Here is a 17,679-nt window from a genome sequence, read left to right on the forward strand (position 1 = left end):
GCCCCGCTCGGGGCTGCGAACCGCCTTCCCGAAATGAGCACAGCGCATGAACACCGCCCGCTCCACCGTCCTGGCGGCATCCGCCGCTCTCACCCTCACCCTGGTCGCCACGGCCTGCGGACCGGCAGAGCCGACGAAGACGAACAACACGTCCAACAAGCCCGGCGGCGCCTACTCGGTGGCGCTGACTGAGCCGGACCACCTCCTGCCGGGCCGGACCACCAGCAGCTACTCCCTGCAGGTCCTGCAGGGACTCTTCGACCCGCCCGCCTCGCTCGACCCGAAGGACGGCACCGTCAAGCCGCTGGCCGCCCTCTCCTGGCTCACCGAGGACAACGTCGTCTGGACCATCAAATTCAGATCCGGCACCACCTTCCACAACGGCGAGAAGGTCACGGCCGCAAGTTTCGCGGACGCGTGGAACGCCGCCGCCTACGGGCCGAACGGCTGGGACAGCAACTACTACTTCGCCCAGATCAAGGGATACGACGCGCTTAACCCGACGGAAGAGGCCGCCAAGCCGACCGCCCGGACCCTGTCGGGGCTCAAGGTCGTCGACGAGACGACCCTGCAGGTCACCCTGAAGGCCCCCTTCAGCCAGTTCCCCATGCTGCTGTCCTTCCCCGCCTTCGCCCCCCTCCCCAAGGCGGCCATCGCCAAGCCGGACGCCTTCGACGTCGCGCCGATCGGCAACGGCCCCTATCAGCTCGACGGTCAGTGGGAGCGCAACCAGAAGATCAGGCTGAAGAAGTTCGCCGCCTACCGCGGGCCCCGCGAAGCCATGGCCGATCGCGTCGACTTCAAGATCTACACGAGCCGCGAGACCGCCTTCACCGAACTGCAGGCCGGCAACGTGGACGTCCTGACGACCGTCCCGGCCGCCAACTCGGCACAGGCCAAGCGCCTCTTCGGCGAGCGCTTCTCCATACGCCCCAGCGGAACCATGGACTACCTCGGTCTGCCCGTGAAGGACCCCCGCTTCGCGGACCCCCGGATCCGCAAGGCCATCTCCATGGCCATCGACCGCAAGGGCATCACCCAGGCCATCTACAACGGCGTCTACAAGCCCGCCACCTCGATCGTGGGCGACATGATCCCCGGCTACCGTCCCGAGGCGTGCGGCAAGACCTGCGCCTACGAACCGGCCGCCGCCAAGGAGCTGTTCGACGAGGCCGGCGGCTTCGACGGCCCGCTGGAGCTCTACTTCTCCAACTCCGATCCCACCTACGAGCAGTGGATGACCTCCGTCGCCAACCAGCTCAAGGACAACCTCGGCATCCAGGACGTCAAGTTCCGCAAGATGGCCCCCGCCGACCTGTCCCCACTGCTCAACGACGGCAAGAACAAGGGACCCTTCCGGCAGAACTGGGTGATCGACTACCCCAGCATCCAGAACTACCTGGACGGTCTCTACTACCCCGGCAACCGGTCGGGCTGGAGCAACCGCGAGTTCGACGCCCTCGTGGCGAAGGGCAACGCCGCCAAGGGAACCGAAGCCACCGCGGCGTACCAGGAGGCGGAGGACATCGCGCTGCGCGACCTGCCGTACATCCCGCTGTGGAACTGGCAGGACCAGTCCGCGTGGAGCGACCGGATCGGGAACGTCGTCATCGACTCCTACGCCGCCGGCCTCCACCTGGACCGCGTCACCGTCAACGACTGAGGCCGTCACCGACCCTCTGCCGGCGCTCCTCCGGGAGCGTCACGCAGACCGATTCCCTGGGGGCCGTCCGCCGTGTGGAGATTCGTCGCCCGTCGCCTGCTGCATGCCCTGCCCGTACTCCTCGGCACCACCTTCCTCATCTACACCCTCGTCTTCGTCCTGCCGGGCGACCCGATCCAGGGCCTCGCCGGCGACAAGCCCGTCCCGCCGGCGGTCCTCGCCGAGCTCCACGCCCGTTATCACCTCGACGACCCGTTGTGGATGCAGTACACGCACTACCTCGCCGGCCTCCTCACGGGGGACCTCGGCACCACCTTCACCGGCCGTGACGTGTCGGAGCTGCTCGCCGACCGGTGGGCCGTCACCCTGCAGCTCGGCCTGACCGCCTGGGTCCTGGAGCTCGTCCTCGGCATGGCCCTCGGCGTGTGGGCAGGCCTACGGAAGGGGAAGTGGGACGACAGCGCGGTGCTCTTCGGCACCACGCTGGTCATCTCCGTCCCCGTCTTCGTGGTCGGGTACCTGGCCCAGCTCGTCTTCGGCGTGCAGCTCGGCTGGCTGCCGGTGGCGGGCACCGAGGGCGGCTGGCCCCTGGCCTTCCTCCTGCCCGGTCTCGTCCTGGCCTCCTTCGGGCTCGCCTACGTCGCCCGGCTGACGCGCAGTTCCCTCATCGAGAACCTCCGGGCCGACTACGTGCGCACCGCCCATTCGAAGGGGCTGAGCCGACGGCGCGTCGTGGTCAAACACACCCTGCGCAACTCCCTCATCCCGGTGGTCACCTTCCTCGGGCTGGAGCTGGGCGGTCTCATGGCCGGCGCCGTCGTCACCGAGTACATCTTCAACCTGCCGGGCGTCGGCCAGCAGCTCTTCCAGTCCATCCAGCTCCGGGAAGGCCCCGTCGTCGTGGGCACCACCACAGCCCTCGTGCTCATCTTCCTGCTCGCCAACCTGCTCGTGGACCTGCTCTACGGGCTGCTCGACCCGAGGATCCGTCATGACTGACACCGCCAGGACCCTGGAGGCCACGAGCGACGCAGCCGAGGACACGGCCCCCGACACGACGCCCCCGCCGTCGCGGCAGCGGGCCTCCCTCAGCAAGGACGCGTGGCTCGAACTCCGACGGCGCCCCACGGTGTGGGCCGCCCTGATCACCCTGCTCCTCATGACGGCCATGGCCCTGGCGCCCGGCGCGTTCACGGCGCTGCTCACCGAAGCCGGAGACCGGTGCGACCTGGCCGACTCCAAGCTCGGCCCCTCCGCCGGCCACCCCTTCGGATTCGACCTGCAAGGGTGCGACTACCTCGCCCAGGTCATCCGCGGAACCCGGCCCTCGCTACTGGCCGGCCTCGCCGTCACCGCGGCCTCCCTGCTCATCGCCGTCGTCCTCGGCCTCCTGTGCGGCTTCTACGGCGGCTGGCTCGACGCACTCGTCTCCCGGGTCACCGACATCTTCTTCGGCCTGCCCTTCGTGCTCGGAGCCACCGTCATCCTGGTCGCCTTCCCCGACCACGGTCTCGGCGCCATGATCCTGGTCCTCACCGCGCTGGGCTGGACGACCATGACACGCATCATGCGCTCCCAGGTCATCGCACTGGCCGAAGCCGACTACGTGAAAGCCGCCCGCATGCTCGGGGCACGGCCCGCGCGCCTCATGCTGCGTCACATCCTTCCCAACGCCATCACCCCCGTCATCGTCGTCGCCATGCTCAACGTCGGAGCGGTCATCTCGGGCGAAGCGACGCTCGACTTCCTCGGGGTAGGTCTGCAGTACCCCCAGGTCTCCTGGGGGCTGCAGCTGAACGCGGCCCAAGCCTTCGTCCTCGACCATCCCCACCTGCTGCTCTTCCCCGCTCTCTTCCTGTCCGCGACCGTCCTCGGCTTCATCCTCCTCGGGGACGCCCTGCGCGACGCCTTCGACCCCCGGCTGAAATGAGCGCCCATGTCCGCCGACACCCCTCCGCTCCTGGAGGTCGACGACCTCTGCGTCGAATTCCGCACCCGCCGCGGCACCATCCGCGCGGTGAACGGTCTGTCCTACACGCTCCGCGAAGGCGAGACCCTGGCACTGCTGGGCGAATCCGGATCCGGTAAGTCCGTCGCCGCGCAGGCCGTCATGGGGCTGCTCGACACCCCGCCGGCGCACATCACCCGCGGCTCCGTCCGGCTCCGCGGCGACGACCTGCTCTCCATGCCACCGGAGCACCACCGGGCCGTGCGGGGCACCCGCATCTCCATGATCTTCCAGGACGCGCTCACCGCGCTCAATCCCGTCCTGACGGTGGGCGACCAACTGTCCGAGATGTTCAGGGTGCACCGTGGGGCGGGGCGCAAGGCAGCGCTCGCCCGGGCCGTCGCGCTCATGGACCGCGTCCGCATCCCGGCCGCCGCCCGCAGGGTCCACGACTACCCCCACCAGTTCTCCGGCGGCATGCGACAGCGCGTCATGATCGCGATGGCGCTCGCCCTGGACCCGGAAGTGGTCATAGCCGACGAACCCACCACCGCCCTCGACGTCACCGTCCAGGCCCAGATCATGAGGCTGCTGAAACAGCTGCAGGACGAAACCCGCATGGGCCTGCTGCTGATCACCCACGACCTCGGCGTCGTCGCGCAGGCCGCCGACCGCATCACCGTCATGTACGCCGGCCGCACCGTGGAGTCCGCAGGGGCGGAAGACCTCTACACCCGACCCGGCCACCCCTACACCCGAGGCCTCCTCGATTCGGTCCCCCGGCTGGACCGCATGGGCAAGCCGCTCGTCCCCATCACCGGTGCTCCACCACTGCCCTCCTCCGTTCCCACCGGATGCGCCTTCCACCCCCGCTGCCCCCGCGCCGAGCCGCGCTGCGCCAGTGAAGCACCCCCCTACCAGACCCTTTCGCCCGCAGGACACCGCAGTGCCTGCCACTTCGCCGAAGAGGTTCACCGTGCCCCCGTTGGCTGAGGCCGCTCCGCCCCTCCTCCAGGCAACAGCGCTCACCCGTCACTTCCCGATCACGGAAGGCGTCCTGCTGAAACGCCGCACAGGAGCGGTCAGAGCGGTCGACGGCGTCGACCTGGCCGTCCGTCCGGCTGAGACGCTCGGCATCGTCGGCGAATCCGGCTGCGGCAAGTCGACCCTGGCCTCCCTTCTGATGGCCCTCGACCGTCCCACCTCGGGCAGCGTCGTGATCGACGGGCAGGATCCGTTCTCCCTGTCCTCCCGGGAACTCCGCACCGTCCGCCGACGCGTCCAGATGGTGCTGCAGGACCCGTACACCTCCCTCGACCCGCGGATGACCGCCGGGCAGATCGTCGGAGAACCGTTCGCCATCCACCCCGAAGCCGCCCCGAAGGCCGACCGCGGGCGCCGTGTGGACGAACTCCTCGAAACGGTCGGCCTGGACCCCACGCACCGGGACCGCTACCCGCACCAGTTCTCCGGCGGACAACGTCAGCGCCTCGGAATCGCCCGCGCACTGGCCCTCGGGCCACGGCTGCTGCTGTGCGACGAGCCGGTGTCTGCTCTGGACGTCTCCGTCCAGGCACAGGTGCTCAACCTGCTGCAGGAACTCCGCCGCGACCTCAGCCTCGCCTGTGTGTTCATCTCGCACGACCTCGCGGTCGTACAGCACCTCTGCGACCGGATCGCGGTGATGTACCTGGGGAAGATCGTGGAGACCGGAACCCGGGAGCAGATCTACACGACCCCCCGCCATCCCTACACCCGCGCGCTCCTTGCCGCGGCACCCGTTCCGGACCCGAGACGCCGTGCGGCCGACGACGAGCACCTCCTGGAAGGGGACCTCCCTTCCCCCGCCTCGCCGCCGTCCGGCTGCCGCTTCCGCACCCGCTGCCCCTACGCGCGCGAACAGTGCCTGGTGGAACCGGAGCTGCGCACGCGTGACGGAGCCGATCACCCCACCGCCTGCCATTTTCCCATCGAAAGCACGGCAACAAGGAGGAACGCGTGAGGAGACCCACCCCGCGCCGACGAGCAGCCGGCGCAGCAGCCGTCGTGACGGTCCTGATGACCGCGGCGCTCGCCACGCCCCCCGCGCAGGCGCGGTCGTCCGCGGCCGCCGAGCACGGCACCGGCGCCGGGAAGTCGTCCCGCGCGGAACTCTTCCGCGAGGCCGGCGAGCGCCACCACGTGCCCGAGCCGGTCCTGCTCGCGGTCTCGTACCTCCAGAGCCGCTGGGACGACCACCGCGGCGCGCCCAGCGTCGACGCGGGCTTCGGCCCCATGCACCTGACCGACGCCCGGGCGGCGCTCGCCGAGACGCACCACCACCACTCGAGTGGTGACGAGGACCCACGGGGCGACGCGTCCCGGCCGCCCCTCGTACACCGTGAGACACCCGTCGACCAGGAACGGCTCCCCGCCTCACTGGAGACCCTGGGCCGGGCTGCGGCACTCACGGGACTGCCCGCGAGCCGCCTCAGGACCGACCCCGCGGCCAACATCGAGGGCGGCGCCGCGCTCCTCGCGGACCACCAGCGGTCCGCGGGACTGCCCCTGAGCCCCGACCCGGCCCAGTGGTACGCGGCGGTCGCCGCCTACTCGGGTGCCGAGGAGACGGGCGCGGCCCGCCGGTTCGCCGACGACGTCTTCTCGCTGATCAATGCGGGAGAGTCGCGCCGCACCGACGACGGAACCGTCGTCACCCTTCCCCCCGCGCCCGTCCGGCCGGAGACCCGGCAGCTGGAGAGGCTCGGGCTGAAGGCCACCGTGCCGGGCGCCGAGTGCCCCCGCGACCTGGGCTGTGACTGGACGCCGGCCCCGTACCAGATGCTCTCCGAGGAGCCGGGCGACTTCGGGAACCACGACCTCTCGGACCGCCCGCGCAACCAGGCGATCGACTACATCGTCATCCACGACACCGAAGCGACCTGGGACACGACCCTCAGGCTGGTCCAGGACCCGACCTACGTGTCCTGGCACTACAGTCTCCGTTCCGCGGACGGCCACATCGCCAACCACCTGCGGGCGAAGGACGTCGGCTGGCACGCCGGCAACTGGTACGTGAACTCCAAGTCCATCGGTCTCGAACACGAGGGCTTCCTGGCCGAGGGCGGCCAGTGGTACACCGAAGCCATGTACCGGACGTCCGCCCGCCTCGTCCGCCACCTCGCCAAGAAGTACGGCGTCCCCCTGGACCGGGCCCACGTCATCGGCCACGACAACGTGCCGGGCACCGTGCCCGCCAACGTCGCCGGCATGCACCAGGACCCCGGCCCCTATTGGGACTGGGACCACTACTTCGACCTCCTGGGCAAGCCGTTCAAGGCCCACGGAAGGCCCACCTCGCCCCTGGTGACCATCCGCCCCGACTACGACTCGAACACGGAGCCGTACTACTGCGGAGCGACCCCGGCCGACCTCTGCCCGGTGCACGGGTCCGCCTCCATCACCCTGCGCAGCGAACCCCGGGACGACGCCCCGCCGGTCACCGACGTCGGCGTCCGGCCGTCCCCCGGCACCTGGTCCGTCTACAACCACGCCGCGCGGGTGAGCACCGGGCAGAAGTACGTGGTGGCCGAGCGCCGAGGCGACTGGACGGCCCTGTGGTACCTGGGGCAGAAGGGCTGGTTCAAGAACGACCCCCGCCACGCGATGACGCTGCCCGCCAAGGGACTGGTGGCGCGGTTGCGCCCCGGACTCGACAGCGCGCCGCTCTACGGCCGCGCCTACCCGGAGCCCGCCGCGTATCCCGCGGACATTCCGGTCCAGCCCCTGGTGCCTCTGCAGTACACCCTCCTCCCGGGACAGTTCTACAGCGTCGGCCAGACGGTCAACGGCGAGTACTACCACTCCAAGACCTTCGAGCTCGCCGGCCACACCGTGGTCCGCGGCGCGATCAGGTACCACCAGGTGCAGTTCGGTCACCGCATCATGTTCGTCAAGGCGGACGACGTCGTCCTGGCATCTGCCGCCGGACTGCCGCCCGTACCGAACTGACCGCGGGCGGCACCCGGAGCGGCCTGGAACTCCTCATCGGGAAGTCCAGGCCGCTACCATGTGGGCCCCGCCCGCCACCCACGACAGGCAGGGTCGTACCGGAGCTACGAGAGAGCGGCAGGCAGACCGTGACAGGCGAGAACCCTGGGCGAACGAACGACCCATTCAATCCCCAGGCGGTGCTGCACCGCTGGTCAGAGGCCCGTCACTTCTCCAACGCCACCTTCAAGGGCACGGCCTGGTCGGACGGGGCCCTGCGCCTGGAGAACGCCGAAGGACAAGAGGCCTTCGTGGACCAGCACGGCCACGCCACCCTGGAATGGGATTACGCGACCTGCTCCACCGGCTGGCGTGAGCTGCCCTTCCCCGCCGAGGAGCTCATCCCCTCGTGGACGGCGCTCACCCCGGCGGGGACCCGGCTGATGGTGAGGCTCCGCGTACGCGACGCGCAGGGAGACACCTCCCCCTGGTACGTCATGGCGCACTGGACATCGGACGACGACGTGGTGCACCGCACCACCGTGCCCGGCCAGTCCGACCCCTTCGGAACGGCGGACGTCGACGTCTTCGTGGCGTCTCCCGGCCGGCCCGTGCTCGCCTACGAACTCGAGGTCCGACTGGCGCGCACCCGAGGCACCTCCGAAGGCCCCGTCGTGCAGGCCCTCTGCCTGGCCGCGTCGTCGACGCCCCCCGACCACCGCCAGGCGGTCAGCGCACCGGCCGGGGCATGGGGCAAGGTCCTCGACGTACCGCGCCGCTCCCAGGAAGTGCACACCGGCCACAGTCCGCAATGGGACGGAGGCGGAGAAGCATGGTCGGCCCCCACCTGCACCGCGATGCTGGTCGAGTACTTCGGCCACGGCCCGGGCGATGAAGAGACGGCGTGGATCGACCCCGCCGACACCGCCCCCCAGGTCGACTTCACCGCCCGTGCCGTGTACGACTACGCCTACAAGGGATGCGGCAACTGGGCCTTCAACGCCGCCTATCCCGCCCGCTACGGGCTCAGGGGCCTGGTCACGCGCCTGCGTTCACTGAGCGAGCTCGAACGCTTCATCTGCGCGGGCATTCCGATAGCCACGGCCCAGAGCTTCCGCATCGGCGAACTGGCGGGCGCGGGATACTCGCCGGCCGGCAGCATCAAGATCGTCTGCGGGTTCACGGACGACGGGGACGTCGTCGTCAACGACCCGCTCTCCGCCACCGACGAAGACGTACGAAGGGTCTACCCGCGCGGGGAGTTCGAACGCGTGTGGCTGTCGGCGTCCGGCGGCGGGGGAGTGGTCTACCTCCTGCACCCGCCCGAGCTGCCCCTCCCCGCGCACGTACCCGGTCTCGACCCCAACTGGTGACGCGCGGGGCACTTCCGGCCCCCGCCTCCTGGGCGTGCCCTTCCGCTCCTGCCGGGCTCGCGGCGTCCGGCACCGCTCCCTGAGTCCGACTCATCCCCCAGAACGGTCTCGAGGACCGACGAAACGTCGCGTCCCCCCTTCCAGGTCGGGACTTTTTGTTGATCGCCCCGGTCCGGACCACCTCTCTAACGTGGGGGTCATGAGAACGGCTCCGCCGCACAGCCGCGGTTCACGTGACGGCACGGCACACATCTGCCCGCCGCCCTGAGGCACCCGGCGCCTGCGCGTGCCCCGCGCACCCCTGCCGGGAGCAGGCCCCTGCCCGCCCGAACGACACCCGCGGCCGTCGGCCGCCCAGACGTACCCCGCACGTGTGCTCCCTCGCGCCCCGAGGCCCGACCGGCGAAACACCCGGCCCCGCGGTCCGCCCGGCGGAAGAAGGCACACGCCTCCCCCCCGCCCGGCTCGTATCCGATCCCGGGCGCGCACCCTCTTCGATCGACCTTCGCGACGCCCATGCGCATGGGCACAAGGCGGTAACCCGATGAGTCACCCTTCCGCCGCCCGGACCACGACGAGTGCTTTCCGGGCCTGGCCCTCCCCCATCACCGCCGCGGCCGTCGCCCGCCAGGACGGCACGCCCGGCTGGGTTTCCCTGGTCGGCGACGAGGTCTGGTGGGACGAACCGCGACCCCACGAGGCCGGGCGCCGCTGCGTCGTACGCGCCAGACCGGACGGCGAGGTCGAGGACGTGCTCCCCGCCGGCTTCGACGCCCGGAACGGCCTTCACGAGTACGGCGGCCGGAGCTGGCGTCCCACCGGTGACGGCCTCGTCTTCACCCACTGGCACGACCAGCGTCTCTACCTCCACCGCCCGGACGGTCACGACGCGCCCCGGCCCCTGACGCCGACGCGCAAGAACGTCACCTACGGCGACCTCTACCTCCCCCCGTCGCGTGATGAGGTCTGGGCGGTCCGCGAGACCCGTCTCGGCGGAGTGCGCGACGTCGAGCGCGCCCTCGTGGCCGTCTCCCTCGGCACGGGCACCGAACGAACGATCGCCGCCACCCACCGGTTCATGACGTGCCCCCGCATGTCACCGGACGGCCGGCACCTGTCCTGGATCGGATGGAACCATCCGAACATGCCGTGGGACGGCACGGAGTTGTGCGTCGCGCCCTTGCTGGCCGACGGGACGGCCGGCGTCCACGGCGTCAGAGCGGGCGGTCCGAGGGAGTCCGTGGTCCAGGCCGAGTGGAGGGACGCCGACGGTCTCTGGGCGGTCACCGACCCAGACGGCTGGTGGAACCTGCACCTCGTGCCCGCCCAGGAAGGCCCCGCACGGGCCGTCGCCCCCGCCGAGGAGGAGTTCGGCGGAGCCCTGTGGAAACCGGGCACCTCATGGTTCGCCCCCCTTCCCGACGGACGCGCGGTGGCCATCAACGGAACAGGCGCGGGACGGCGTATCTCCCTGGTGGACCCGGACGCCGGCCCCGGGACGTCCGCACTGACGCATCTCGACCTGCCCTACACCGACTTCGTCCAGAGCATCGACGCCGACGCCGGCCGCCTGGTCGCGGCCGGAGCCGCCACGACTCTTCCCTACGCGGTCTTCACCGCCGCGGTCCCGGCCCCTGGCGCCGTACCCGGCCACGAGGCGCGGATCCTCTCCGCCTCGTACGTCCCGGACGTCGACCCTGCCTGGCTGCCCCGCCCCACGACCCGCACCTTCCCGGCCGACACGACCGGGTCCGCTCGCGGCCGGACCGGGACCGACGCCCTCCTGGTGCACGCCCACACCTATCCACCCGCCCACCCCCACCACACCACCCCCGACGGGGAACGCCCGCCCTGGGTGATCTTCGTGCACGGCGGACCCACGGGCGACTACCCGATGGTGTACGACCTCGAGATCGCCTACTTCACCAGCCGCGGCATCGGAGTCGCGACCGTCGACTACGGCGGGTCCGTCGGCTACGGCCGCGCCTACCGGGAGCGCCTGAACGGTGCCTGGGGCATCGTCGACGTCCAGGACTGCGTGACCGTCGCACGGGCCCTGGTCGCCGAAGGGCTCGCGGACCCCGACCGAATGGCGATCCGGGGCGGGAGCGCGGGCGGCTGGACCGCCCTCGCCGCCCTGACGCACACCGACGCCTTCGCCGGTGCGGTCTCCTTCTACGGCATCACCGACCCCGTCAGCTGGGCGGACACCACCCACGACTTCGAGTCCCGCTACCTGGACGGCCTGATCGGCCCCCTGCCGCGAAGTGCCGCGCTCTACGAACAACGCTCCCCGGTCCTCGCGGCATCCCACGCCAGTGGGCCCGCCCTGCTGCTCCACGGCCTGGAGGACGCCATCGTGGACCCCGCCCAGTCCTCGGCCATGGCCCGTGCCCTGAGAGCAGCCGGCATCCCCTACGAGCACGCGGAGTTCCCGGGCGAACGGCACGGCTGGCGGCGCGCCGAGACCATCCGGTCGGCGCTCGAGGCCGAGATCCGCTTCTACGAGCGGATCTTCACCCCTCCCGAAGGCCCTGGGGCGAGCCCTGGCCGACCCGTGGGCTCCCCTCGTACGGCGGATCCGTCGTGACGGCTCGCACCACCGAAAGCACCTTGGTGGAGCATGCTGTGAGAAGACCCCGTCTGCTCCCTCCGCTGCTGAGACCCGGTGACACCGTGGCCCTCGTCGCACCGGCCGGGCCGGTGGACGCCACGGAGGCATCCGCTGCCCGGAGCCTGTTGGAGAGCTGGGGTCTCACGGTGCGCTCCACCCCCCGGCTCCTCGCCAGTCGGCTCGGCTACCTGGCGGGCTCCGACGAAGAGCGCCTCGAAGACTTCACCGAAGCATGGCTCGATCCCGAGGTCCGAGGACTCGTCTGCGCGCGGGGCGGCTACGGAACCCAGCGCATGGCGGACCGCCTCGACTACCCGCGCCTCGCCACCGCGGGCCCCAAGTTCCTCGTCGGCTCCAGCGACGTCACGTGCCTCCACCAGGCCTTGGGCGACCGGCTCGGCCTGGTCACGCTCCACGGTCCCATGCCGGCCTGCCGGCCGCTCCACGACGACAAGGAGACCGCCCGTCACCTCCACGCCGCCCTGTTCGGCCCGTCCGCGCCCTCGCTTCCCCTCAACGGGCCCGTCCTCGTTCCAGGACGGGCCGAGGGCCCCCTCACCGGGGGCAACCTCTCCATGCTCGCCTCGTCGGTCGGAACCTCCACCGCACCCGACACCGCGGGCCGCATCCTCGTCCTCGAAGACGTCGGCGAGGACCCGTACCGCCTGGACCGGGCCCTGACGCAACTCAGACGCGCCGGCGCTCTGCACCGAACCGCCGGCATCGTCCTCGGCGACTTCTTCGCCTGCGGCCCCTCCAAGCAGGTGGAGGGCGTCCTGCGCGACCGCTTGTCCGACCTGGGCGTCCCCGTGGCAACCGGACTGCCCGCCGGTCACGGACCGCGGCAGCTGACCGTTCCCCTCGGCGCGGACGCGGTACTCGAGACCGCCCGGCACCGCATCGCCCTCACCCCGCAGAAAAGGACGTCCCGATGACACGCGTACTCATCTCCGCGGACATGGAAGGCGTCACAGGCGTCACGTGCCCGGACGACGTCGAACCCGGCACCGCCTCCTGGGAACGACTGCGGCCCCTGTTCACCGGCGACGTCAACGCCGTCGTCGACGGACTCCTCGCCGGCGGCGCCGGCGAGGTCATCGTCAACGACGCCCACTACACCCAGCGCAACCTGCTCATAGAGGCCCTCGACCCCCGCGCGCGCCTCCTCACCGGTCGCCACAAGCCGCTGGGCATGATGGAGGGGATCGACCGGGCCGACGCGGTCGTCTTCCTCGGCTACCACACCGGCGCCGGAGAGCAGGGCGTCCTGTCGCACACCTATCTCGGAACCGGCCTGACCGCCTTCCGGATCGACGGCGAGCCCGCCGACGAAGGACGCATGAACGCCCTGATCGCCGAGGAACACGGGGTGCCCGTCATCCTGGTCACCGGCGACGACCGCACCTGCGAGGCCGCCCGGGTGTGGGCCCCGGACGTTCGCGTCGTGGCGGTCAAGGAATGCGTCAGCCGGTACGCCGCACTCTGTCTTCCTCCCACGCGGAGCGCCGAGCTTCTGCGCGCACAGGCGACAGAGGCCGCCCGCGCACAGAGCGCCCGCCACAAGCGTCCTGACGGGCGGATCCGGCGGGTGCGCAGCAGTCCCGCACGACCCCACCGCTTCGAACTCGACTTCCACGCGCCGCACCTGGCCGCGGCGGTGCTGGCCGTCCCGACCGTCGAGCACAACGGCCCGCGCGGCATCGCCTTCACGGCACCCGACGCCACCACGGCGGCCAGGACCTTCAAGGTGTGCACCTCCATCGCGGGCGCCGCGATGGAGGACCACTTCGACTGACCACGCCCCCGACCCGTCCGCCCCGACTCCCTGCGGAGACCTCCGTGACTCTCGCACCACCGCACGGTCTGCACGACGGCTTCGCCAACGACGTCGCCCGGCTCTGCTCGGACCTCCTGCGCATCGACTCGACCAACGCCGGGGACGAAACAGGACCCGGCGAGCGACAGGCCGCCGAGTACGTGGCGGAAGCCCTCGACCAGGCCGGCGTCGCCGCGACCCTCACCGAACCCAGGCCCCGCCGTACCAGCGTCCTCGCCCGGGTCGCCGGGCAGGACCCGCACCTGCCTCCACTCCTTGTGCACGGGCACCTCGACACCGTGCCCGCCGAACCCCGCGACTGGACCCGGCACCCCCTCTCCGGCGACCTCCACCACGGCTGTCTGTGGGGGCGGGGAGCGGTGGACATGAAGGGGACCGTCGCCATGGTCCTCGCCCTCGTCCGGGCCTGGGCACGCACCGGGCACCGCCCACGCCGCGACCTGGTCCTTGCGTTCCTTGCGGACGAGGAGGCGACGGGAGAGTACGGCTCACGCCACGTCGTCAGGACGCACCGGGAGCACTTCGCCGGGGTGGGGGAGGCCATCAGCGAATCGGGCGGCTTCTCGATCACCACACGGCCGAGGCACGCCGGGACCGACGCTCGCGTCTACCCCATCGCCGTCGGAGAGCGCGGAACCGCCTGGATGCGCCTCACCGCCCGAGGCACAGCCGGCCACGGATCAGGCTCCGCCCAGGACAACGCCGTCGCCGAACTCGTCCACGCCCTCGCACGACTCACCACCCACCGATGGCCCACCGTCGTGCCGCCGGCAGTCGCCACCCTCCTGGACACCCTCGACCGCATCCTGGGAATTCGCATCGACCGCACCCGACTGGAGGACGAGGCCGCCCGCCTCGGACAGTTGGGTGAACTGTTCGACTGCACCATCCGCCACACGACCAACCCCACCGTGCTCCAAGCAGGCCACAAGGTGAACGTCATCCCCTCCCTCGCCCGGGCCGAAGTGGACGGCAGGTTCCTTCCCGGCGCACAAACCACCTTCCTGGAGACCGTCGACCGGCTCCTCGGCCCCAAGGTGACGAGAGAATTCATCAACTGCGAAGAGGCTGTCGCAGCCGACCACGAAGGACCGGCCTTCGCCGCCATGGCCGATGCCCTCCGCAGCCAGGACCCGCACGCGCACCCGGTGCCCTTCATCCAGTCCGGCGGCACCGACGCCAAAGCCTTCGCGAAGATCGGGATCAGCACCTACGGGTTCACACCCCTCCTGCTCGACCCCCACCTGCACTACTTCGGCATGTTCCACGGAGTGGACGAACGCGTGCCCGTGACCGGCCTCGACTTCGGGGTCCGCGTCCTCCACCGGTTTCTGACCACCTACTGAACGCCCTTTCGAAAGGGAACCACCGTGCACCCTCCTCAGCACCTGTGGCCCGTCACGACCACCAGCGGCACCGAAGGCATGAAGATCGGCGGCCTGCTCCTGAGCGATCTCGCCGAAGAGTTCGGCACCCCCGCCTTCATCCTGGACGAAGAAGACTTCCGCGGGCGCTGCCGCTCCTGGCGCGACGCCTTCAGCGGCCACGACGTCTACTACGCCGGCAAGGCCTTCCTCTGCCACCAAGTCGCCACCTGGCTCAAGGAGGAGGGCCTGGGAATCGACGTGTGCTCCGCCGGCGAACTGCGCACGGCCCAGCGCGCGGGAGTGCCGGGCGCTTCGTTGATATTCCACGGCAACAACAAGTCGGCTGCCGAACTCGCGGAGGCCGTCGCCTACGGGGTCTCGCTCGTCGTCGTCGACTCCGAAGACGAGATATCGAGGCTCTCGGCCGTCGCCGTGCTCAGCGGAGTGCACCAGCAGGTCCTCATCCGGGTGACTCCGGGTGTGGAGGCACACACGCATGCCTCCATCACCACCGGTACCGACGACCAGAAGTTCGGCTTCTCGCTGTCCACCGGAAGCGCCCACCGCGCGATCTCCCAGGTCCTCGGCGCTCCGGGCCTCGAACTCGTCGGCCTGCACAGCCATCTCGGCTCGCAGATCCTGCGCCCGGACGTCTTCGAGCTCGCCTCCGACCGACTCGTCGGACTCATGGCCGACACCGCACGCACGCACGGAGTTCTGCTGCGCCGACTCGACCTGGGAGGGGGACTGGGTATCGCCTACCTTCCCGACGAGAAGCCCTTGGACGTGCGAGACCTCGCCCCGGTCGTCATCGACCGCGTTCACAAGGCGTGCGCTGAAGCGGGCCTCCCCATGCCGCGGCTGGCCGTCGAGCCCGGGCGGGCGATCGCAGGGCCCACCACGGTGACCCTCTACACCGTGGGCACGATCAAGCGCCAGCCCGGACTGCGCACGTGGGTGTCCGTGGACGGCGGTCTGAGCGACAACATGCGTCCCGCACTGTACGACGCCTCCTACACCGCTGTTCGCGCGGGCCGCAGCACGGGGACGGCCGCCGAGGAAAAAGTCACCGTCTGCGGCCGGCACTGCGAGTCCGGAGACATCGTGGTGGACTCCGCACCGCTCCCGGCCGACCTCGCCGTCGGCGATCTTCTGGCCGTTCCGGCGTCCGGTGCCTATCACCGCTCCATGGCGAACAACTACAACTGCCAGCCACGCCCGCCCGTCATCGCCGTCCGCAACAGCACGGCACGCGTCATCGTCCGGAGGGAGACCATCGACGACGTGCTGCGGCTCGACGTCGAGTGAGCGACCTCCGCCAGACGGAGCGCGACGACGCCGCCACCGCTCGACGAGCCGTTCGGCGTCCACCAGAGCACGGTCCTTGCCCCTCACGTCCGCGCACCTGAGGCGACCGGACGCCGTACCCGCTGGAAGCGAAGGAGAAGACGCATGCTGCACCAGGAAAAGGTCCAGGCCGCACTGCGAAAAGCGACGGCGGAGGGCGTCGTGGGGGAGAGCCACCCCGTCGCCGGCTTCATCGACATCCAGGGCGTACGCGACAGCGTCACCGCACTCCATGACGCATTCGCCCACGTGCCGGACGTCCTGCACGCCTTCGCCGTCAAGGCCTGTCCGATCGTTCCGGTCCTGCGGCTGTTGGCAGACGCGGGAATGGGATGCGAAGTGGCCAGCCCCGGCGAGACCCGCCTGGCCCTGGCCGCGGGGTTCACCCCCGAGCGCATGGTCCTGGACTCACCGGCCAAGACCCGAGCCGAGATCCGAGAGGCGCTCACGCTGGGAATCGCGCTGAACGCGGACAACCTCACCGAGCTCGATCGCATCGACGCTCTTCGTCCCCGCCGTTCCCGATCCGTCATCGGCTTGCGCGTCAACCCGCAGGTCGGGGTCGGCTCCATCGCGGCCATGAGCACGGCGACATCCCACTCCAAGTTCGGAGTCGCCCTGGAGGACCCCGGCGCCCGAGTACGCGTACGCGAGGCCTTCCTGCAGCGTCCTTGGCTGACCCGCCTCCACGCCCACGTCGGCTCGCAAGGTTGTCCCCTCCCACTGATCGCGGAAGGACTCGCCGCGCTGCACGGACTCGCGGAGGACATCAACGAGTACGTCGGGAGACGCCAGATCACCAGCCTTGACCTGGGCGGAGGACTTCCGGTCAACTTCTCCGACGACACGACCAGGCCGACGTTCAAGGACTACGTCCGTGTCCTGACCGATGTCGAACCGGCCCTGCTCGACGGCCGCTACGAGCTGGTCACCGAATTCGGCCGGTCACTGCTCGCCAAGAACGGTTTCACCGCGGCGGTGGTCGAGTACGTCAAGACCTCAGGCGGCCGGCGGATCGCGCTCACCCATGCGGGAGCGCAGGTCGCGACCCGTACGGTGTTCATGCCTGACGCCTGGCCCGTCCGGATCACCGGTCACGCCTCGGACGGCACACCCAAGACGACTCCCTTGGTGCCCCAGGACGTCGCCGGGCCCCTGTGCTTCGCGGGGGACGTGGTGGCGCACGAGCGCCTGCTGCCCGAACTCTCGGAGGGCGACCTCGTGGTGTTGCACGACACCGGGGCCTACTACTTCTCCGCACCGTGGGCGTACAACAGCATGCCGCGACCGGGAGTGTACGGAGTGCTCCACCAAGCCGGGGACACCGTGCTCGTTCCGGTGCGATCGCCCCAGCCGGTGGACGAGCTGGTGGAGGAGAGCGGTGGGTGTCACGCCGAAGCATTGCTGGGGCTGTGACCCGGCTTGCGGGCGATCCCGCCACGTTTCCCGGGGCCAAGAGCACGGTCAGGCCCCGCACGGTCCGGTCTCACGCCGGCAGGAGCGTGGTCGCGTCAGGCAAGACCGGTGTCGCGGGTCGGGAGCGCGGCCTGCACGCGGTTGG

13 protein-coding genes are annotated in these 17,679 nt (G+C 70.6%); all 13 read left to right on the forward strand.

What is annotated here, in order from left to right:
• The first annotated feature begins 46 nt into the window (after window positions 1–46).
• The 13 genes from ACIQFX_RS33875 (at window position 47) to ACIQFX_RS33935 (ending at window position 17,534) form a co-directional block, all read left to right on the forward strand.
• The gene (locus tag ACIQFX_RS33875) at window positions 47–1,663 is read left to right on the forward strand and encodes an ABC transporter substrate-binding protein (RefSeq protein ID WP_402471203.1); all 1,617 of its coding nucleotides are present in this window, start codon (window positions 47–49) and stop codon (window positions 1,661–1,663) included.
• 72 nt (window positions 1,664–1,735) lie between these two features.
• A complete protein-coding gene (locus ACIQFX_RS33880) occupies window positions 1,736–2,662 on the forward strand; it encodes an ABC transporter permease (protein WP_402471206.1) in 927 nt (308 codons plus the stop codon).
• Complete coding sequence (locus ACIQFX_RS33885) at window positions 2,655–3,593, forward strand: ABC transporter permease (RefSeq protein WP_402471207.1); 939 nt, start codon at window positions 2,655–2,657, stop codon at window positions 3,591–3,593. The genes ACIQFX_RS33880 and ACIQFX_RS33885 overlap by 8 nt, the downstream gene beginning before the upstream one ends.
• A gap of 6 nt (window positions 3,594–3,599) precedes the next feature.
• Window positions 3,600–4,604, forward strand: a complete 1,005-nt coding sequence (locus ACIQFX_RS33890; RefSeq protein WP_402471210.1) for an ABC transporter ATP-binding protein — start codon at window positions 3,600–3,602, stop codon at window positions 4,602–4,604.
• Entirely contained in the window at window positions 4,588–5,613 is a 1,026-nt protein-coding gene (locus tag ACIQFX_RS33895; protein WP_402471211.1) for an ABC transporter ATP-binding protein, read from the forward strand. Before ACIQFX_RS33890 ends, ACIQFX_RS33895 begins: the two co-directional genes overlap by 17 nt.
• 56 nt (window positions 5,614–5,669) lie before the next feature.
• Window positions 5,670–7,601, forward strand: coding sequence for an N-acetylmuramoyl-L-alanine amidase (locus ACIQFX_RS33900; RefSeq protein WP_402471320.1), 1,932 nt, complete (start codon window positions 5,670–5,672; stop codon window positions 7,599–7,601).
• A gap of 179 nt (window positions 7,602–7,780) precedes the next feature.
• Window positions 7,781–8,953, forward strand: coding sequence for a C39 family peptidase (locus ACIQFX_RS33905; protein WP_402471215.1), 1,173 nt, complete (start codon window positions 7,781–7,783; stop codon window positions 8,951–8,953).
• A gap of 544 nt (window positions 8,954–9,497) precedes the next feature.
• Window positions 9,498–11,543 (forward strand): S9 family peptidase, encoded by a 2,046-nt coding sequence (locus ACIQFX_RS33910; RefSeq protein ID WP_402471218.1) that lies wholly within the window; start codon window positions 9,498–9,500, stop codon window positions 11,541–11,543.
• A 38-nt stretch (window positions 11,544–11,581) separates the two neighbouring features.
• Complete coding sequence (locus ACIQFX_RS33915; protein ID WP_402471221.1) at window positions 11,582–12,502, forward strand: LD-carboxypeptidase; 921 nt, start codon at window positions 11,582–11,584, stop codon at window positions 12,500–12,502.
• Complete coding sequence (locus tag ACIQFX_RS33920) at window positions 12,499–13,362, forward strand: M55 family metallopeptidase (RefSeq protein WP_402471223.1); 864 nt, start codon at window positions 12,499–12,501, stop codon at window positions 13,360–13,362. Before ACIQFX_RS33915 ends, ACIQFX_RS33920 begins: the two co-directional genes overlap by 4 nt.
• A 44-nt stretch (window positions 13,363–13,406) precedes the next feature.
• Complete coding sequence (locus tag ACIQFX_RS33925; RefSeq protein ID WP_402471225.1) at window positions 13,407–14,750, forward strand: M20/M25/M40 family metallo-hydrolase; 1,344 nt, start codon at window positions 13,407–13,409, stop codon at window positions 14,748–14,750.
• Window positions 14,751–14,774: 24 nt separating this feature from the next.
• Window positions 14,775–16,079 carry a diaminopimelate decarboxylase gene (gene lysA, locus ACIQFX_RS33930; RefSeq protein WP_402471227.1) on the forward strand — a complete coding sequence of 435 codons (1,305 nt, stop codon included), beginning with the start codon at window positions 14,775–14,777 and terminating at the stop codon, window positions 16,077–16,079.
• A 144-nt stretch (window positions 16,080–16,223) separates the two neighbouring features.
• Window positions 16,224–17,534 carry a diaminopimelate decarboxylase gene (locus tag ACIQFX_RS33935; RefSeq protein ID WP_402471230.1) on the forward strand — a complete coding sequence of 437 codons (1,311 nt, stop codon included), beginning with the start codon at window positions 16,224–16,226 and terminating at the stop codon, window positions 17,532–17,534.
• The last annotated feature ends 145 nt before the right edge of the window (window positions 17,535–17,679 follow it).

The sequence above is a fragment of the Streptomyces sp. NPDC093089 genome (assembly GCF_044754405.1).
Taxonomy (GTDB): domain Bacteria; phylum Actinomycetota; class Actinomycetes; order Streptomycetales; family Streptomycetaceae; genus Streptomyces.